This window comes from Acinetobacter sp. MF4640, from assembly GCF_002018895.1.
GTDB lineage: Bacteria > Pseudomonadota > Gammaproteobacteria > Pseudomonadales > Moraxellaceae > Acinetobacter > Acinetobacter johnsonii.
In genome coordinates, this window is sequence record NZ_MVOM01000098.1 from 1 (window position 1) to 4830 (window position 4830).

Consider the following 4830-nt stretch of genomic DNA (forward strand, 5'->3'; position numbering starts at 1 on the left):
GTTTGCCTTTTGATGGCGCATACCATTGCGTAGCAGGATCAAACCAAATGGCAATATTTCCGCGACTCATGAGTGCTCGGTTATATGCGGGCCAATTGGTTGTGCGGTAGATTTTGTGTGTAGGCTTCTTCATTTGAAAATTATATCGCTGAAAAACCCTTTACAGATAGGTTTGTGCAACAAAGCCTTAAAGGATGGTAAAAAGCGTTTTCTTGATTTAGTTCTGGCAATCAATAAAGCCTTCTCTTTATGCAGCACCTTGGATGAAGCGAAGAACCTGCACAAAGAAATTGCCTTTTACTCAGCCATTAAAGCGGTCATTAGCAAGCATACCTCTGTAGATCGTAAACTGTCGCAAGCGGAAAAGGACAGTACGCTAAAACAGATTCTGGACAATGCTGTCATTGCTGATGGCGTAACAGATGTCTTTGCAATGTGTGGTTTGGATAAACCTAATATTGGCTTGCTTTCAGATGAGTTCTTGGAAGATGTACGGCAGATGCCATACCGTAACTTGGCAGTTGAACTTCTGGAAAAGTTACTCAATGATGGCATTAAGGCAAAGACGCGAAACAATGTGGTACAGGAAAAACGCTTCTCTGACCGTTTGCAGGAAACCTTGAGGAAATACAATAACCGAGCGATTGAAACTTCTCAGGTCATTGAAGAACTCATTCAAATGGCAAAAGAATTTCAGGCAGAGATGCAGCGTGAAGCTGCACTTGGTTTGAATCCTGATGAAATCGCTTTCTATGATGCTTTGGCAAACAATGAAAGTGCTGTCAGAGAGCTTGGAGACGATACGCTGAAACAGATCGCACGAGAGATTACAGAGAAGCTTAGGAAGTCAACGACAGTGGATTGGCAGGTTAGGGATAGTGTGCGTGCTCAGCTGAAAATATTAGTACGTCGTACTTTGCAGCGATGGAAATACCCGCCTGATAAAGCGGCTGAAGCGATTGAGCTTGTGATGAAGCAAGCTGAGCAGTTGTCGAATGCGTGGACGACTAGCTAAAAAATCATTTATAAAGAACGTAATGTACACAAAATAATTTACATGCTCTTCTTGGGCGAAACCTTTGAAAAAATAGATAAAGTTACAATAACCAATGTATTTTGGGGGGAACAATGCGTATCGAAAAAGTTAGAGTTGAGGGGTATAGACTTCTTGAAGATATTGAGATTGTATTAGAAAAGAATTCAACTGTGATTGTAGGGCGAAATAATAGCGGAAAAACATCTTTTACTAGCATATTTGATTGTTTTTGTGGTGAGTCAGGAGCCCGTTTTAGGTTGGAAGATTTTTCTAGTTTGTCTCGTGAGAAGTTTTTAAATGCAAGAAAATTGAAAGAAGAGGGGGCAAGTCCAGAGCAGATATATAATACACTGCCTATAATCACTCTTTCTTTGACATTTCGATACGATAGTGATGCCCCGACTTTAGGGCCTCTTTCACCATTTATCATTGATTTAGATATGGACTCTACAACAGCGATTGCTTGTATTGAATATAGGCCTGTCTTAGCAAAAATGCATTTGTTGTTTGATATACCTCAACCACCAGTAGGTATGGAACCTCAAATACATTTTTTTAAGTGTTTACGTAATAACTTATCAAAAATTTACGAAGTGCATGTTAGTGCAATAGATCCGACGGATAAGTCTAATAAGAGAAATTTCGAGGATACTTCAGCATTCGCAGCATTATTACAATGTAACTTTGTTCAAGCACAAAGAACTCTTGATAAGACAAAGCTTGGTGAGGCTGATGTTATCGGAAAATTACTTAGTGAATTGTTTAAAACAGCTGCTGCACCAACGGCTACAGAATCTGATCAAGAGTTAGCTGCGAAATTAAAGAAATCTGTTGAAGATATTGAGCTTAATGTTCAAAGTGATTTTGACAAAATGCTCAAAAAGTTATTACCTGTTATGGGGGTGATGGGTTTTCCAAGTCTTAATGATACTGAATTAAGGCCTGAAACTTCATTAAATGTAGAGGCACTTTTGTCTGGGCATACAAAAGTTGTTTATAGTGGTACAGATGGTGTGCATTTACCTGAGGGATATAATGGTCTTGGTACGCGAAATTTAATCTATATGCTGCTACAACTTGAAAGCTATCACAAAATTTACCGATCTCAAATTACTCGCCCTTCAGCCCATTTGATATTCATTGAAGAACCTGAAGCTCATTTGCATCCACAGATGCAGGAAGTTTTTATTAATCAATTAAATGTTGCTATTCAAAAGCTTTCGAGTGCCTATCCAGCAGAAGACGTTTGGAATGTTCAGTTTATTATTACTACACATTCTTCTCATGTTGCTAATGCGGCATGTTTTGATGCAGTAAGATATTTCTATAACCAAAAAGATGCAGTGAAAAGTATTAGAAATACTAAAGTTAAAGATTTTAAAAAGGGTATGCAAACAATATCTGTTACTGATAAAGAGTTCTTGCATAAATACATGACTCTGACTAAGTGTGATCTTTATTTTGCAGATAAAGTGATTATGGTTGAGGGGACAACTGAACGGTTATTAATGCCTCGCCTCAGAGAATTAGTTGATAAATCCTTACCAGAACATCAAAAATTAGCAAGCCAGTATGTAACTTGTATTGAAGCTGGAGGAGCTCATGCTCATCTTTTTTATCCACTCCTCGACTTTCTTGAACTTAAGACTTTGGTAGTTACTGATTTAGATTCAATCAAAAAGGTGGAAAAAGAAAATAATAAAAAAAAGAAAATTAACGTATGGGAAAAATGCCCAGTAGCGGAAGGTACGCGAACCTGTAATACCGCAATAAGATATTGGTTTGCTCCTAAGGATATTAAAAAGATAGAGGATTTTCATTTATCCCCAGTAGAACTTTCAGGCAAATCTCGCCACTGAATGCCTGTGCGCATACGATAAAGTATGCCTTCCAGTGTATTTCGGTGTTCATATTTATTGTAAACACGCCCTGTCTCTTTAAGTATTTGCTTTAGGGCTTCCTAGGCGTTATCTGTTAGCATTGTCCTTGGCATAGCAACGTCCGTTCTCGGTGGTATTTTTGATTTTTGGCGAAACCATTATACCTTGTTGCTATGCCGTTCATTTTTCACTCAAAGATCAACAGCCTCGTAAGCATCCGGCTAACACAGCCTTACCAAGCGATCCTATAAGCCTTAATTTAGTTCCCACCTAAAAACAAGTGGGGACTTAATCCATGAACATGGATATATATTCAGCAACACCTCCTGTTGCTAAAAAACGCCGAAAATACAGCAAAGAATTCAAACTCAGTATTGTCAATGCCTGCAAAAATCCTAATACCTCGATCGCTTCGGTCGCACTGCAACATAGTATTAATGCCAACCTTGTCAGTCGTTGGATCAGGATCTTCAGCCATCATGAGGGTGCCGTGCAGGATCCTACTCATGTGAATCCAGCATTTATTGCTTTGCCTTACACTGCTGCAATCAGCCAACCTATTGATGAGAGGATCACGTTGTGTATCACCGTGCCTCATACGAATAATGATATTCAGCTAAAATGGCAGACATCAGAAATACCTGCCTTGGCAGAATTACTCAAGGCACTTGCAACATGATCCGCATTGATGAAATCTGGTTGTCTACTCAGCCCATGGACATGCGTGCAGGTATGGATACGACCATGGCTCAGGTGGTGAGAGCCTTTGGCTACATCAAACCGCATTGTGCTTACCTGTTCTGTAATAAACGTGGCCATCGCATGAAAGTGCTGGTACATGATGGATTGGGCATCTGGCTGTGTGCCCGGCGGCTGGAACAGGGCAAATTTCACTGGGCTCAAGTTCACCAAGGTGAAACCGTGGCCCTCAGCCCGGAACAGTTACAGGCACTGATCCAAGGTTTGCCCTGGCAGCGCATTGGACGACAGCAGGTGGTGACGATGCTTTAAACCAGGCTCGACCATTCTGCTATTCTCCAAACGTTCTATTTCATTCTTCTCATGACCTCAGGCATACTGCGGTCATGAATACGCTGCCTGACTTAAGCCAACTGACCCATGAACAACTGCTGGAATTCACCAGGCAGTTGGCGCTGCAGCATCAGTCTCTAGCACAATCAAACCAACAATTGGATGCCAAAGTTCAACATCTTTCTATTCTCAATCAAAAATACGAGCATGAACTGGCGCTGTTTAAAAAGCACAAATTCGCCCAAAAGAATGAACACTTAACGGCAAAACAAATCCATCTGTGGGATGAAGCGGTTGAAGAAGATATTGCCGCGGTTGATCTAGAACTGGAACGGCTAAATGCAGATAAAACCAATGCAGCGACACAGAAAGCCAAAACCAATAAACCTAAACGTCGACCACTGCCAGATCATCTACACACCATCCGTATTGAGCATGAACCTGCATCAACCCAATGTGCTTGTGGCTGCCAACTCCGTCGTATCGGCGAAGATGTCAGTGAAAAACTGCATTTCAGACCGGCACAGTTCTATAAGGAACAGCATGTGCGTGGTAAATGGGTCTGTGATCAGTGTGACACTCTAACTCAGCAAGCGATGCCCGCCTATGTGATTGATAAAGGCATTGCTTCACCTGAATTGCTCAGCCATGTGCTGGTATCGAAGTATGCCGATCATTTGCCGCTGTACCGTCAGCGCCTGATCTATCAGCGGGCTGGCATTGATCTGTCCAGATCCACTTTATCTGACTGGATAGGTCGCTGCGGTGTAGAACTGGAACCTCTGGCCAATGCCTTAAAAGAGGTGGTACTACAACAGCAGGTGCTGCATGCAGATGAAACACCGGTCACCATCATGCGGATGGGTGAGAATGAGAAAAAAC

The 4830-nt window shown here is 41.5% G+C and carries 3 protein-coding genes and 4 pseudogenes; 5 read left to right on the plus strand and 2 right to left on the minus strand.

The features are described from left to right. Nucleotides 1-133 (minus strand): annotated as a pseudogene (locus MF4640_RS19185) (IS5/IS1182 family transposase); the annotation flags it as partial. Between the two features lie 51 nt (nt 134-184). Here MF4640_RS19185 and MF4640_RS18225 point away from each other — a divergent pair. Together MF4640_RS18225 and MF4640_RS18230 are read left to right on the plus strand one after the other, a co-directional pair. Then, nucleotides 185-1015, plus strand: a pseudogene (locus MF4640_RS18225) (DUF3387 domain-containing protein); the annotation flags it as partial. Between the two features lie 113 nt (nt 1016-1128). Further along, entirely contained in the window at nt 1129-2895 is a 1767-nt protein-coding gene (locus MF4640_RS18230) for an ATP-dependent nuclease (protein WP_002115233.1), read from the plus strand. Here MF4640_RS18230 and MF4640_RS18235 read toward each other — a convergent pair. Beyond that, nucleotides 2874-2981: pseudogene (locus tag MF4640_RS18235) on the minus strand (transposase); the annotation flags it as partial. The gene MF4640_RS18230 and the pseudogene MF4640_RS18235 sit on opposite strands and share 22 nt — an antisense overlap. Before the next feature lie 230 nt (nt 2982-3211). On the opposite strand from MF4640_RS18235, the gene MF4640_RS18240 reads away from it, so the two are divergent. The 3 genes and pseudogenes from MF4640_RS18240 to MF4640_RS18250 form a co-directional block, all read left to right on the plus strand. Beyond that, the gene (locus tag MF4640_RS18240; RefSeq protein WP_001055585.1) at nt 3212-3595 is read left to right on the plus strand and encodes a transposase; all 384 of its coding nucleotides are present in this window, start codon (nt 3212-3214) and stop codon (nt 3593-3595) included. Continuing rightward, nucleotides 3592-3927, plus strand: a complete 336-nt coding sequence (gene tnpB / locus MF4640_RS18245) for an IS66 family insertion sequence element accessory protein TnpB (RefSeq protein WP_000618091.1) — start codon at nt 3592-3594, stop codon at nt 3925-3927. The genes MF4640_RS18240 and tnpB overlap by 4 nt, the downstream gene beginning before the upstream one ends. Nucleotides 3928-4001: 74 nt before the next feature. Then, nucleotides 4002-4830: pseudogene (locus MF4640_RS18250) on the plus strand (IS66-like element ISAba25 family transposase); the annotation flags it as partial.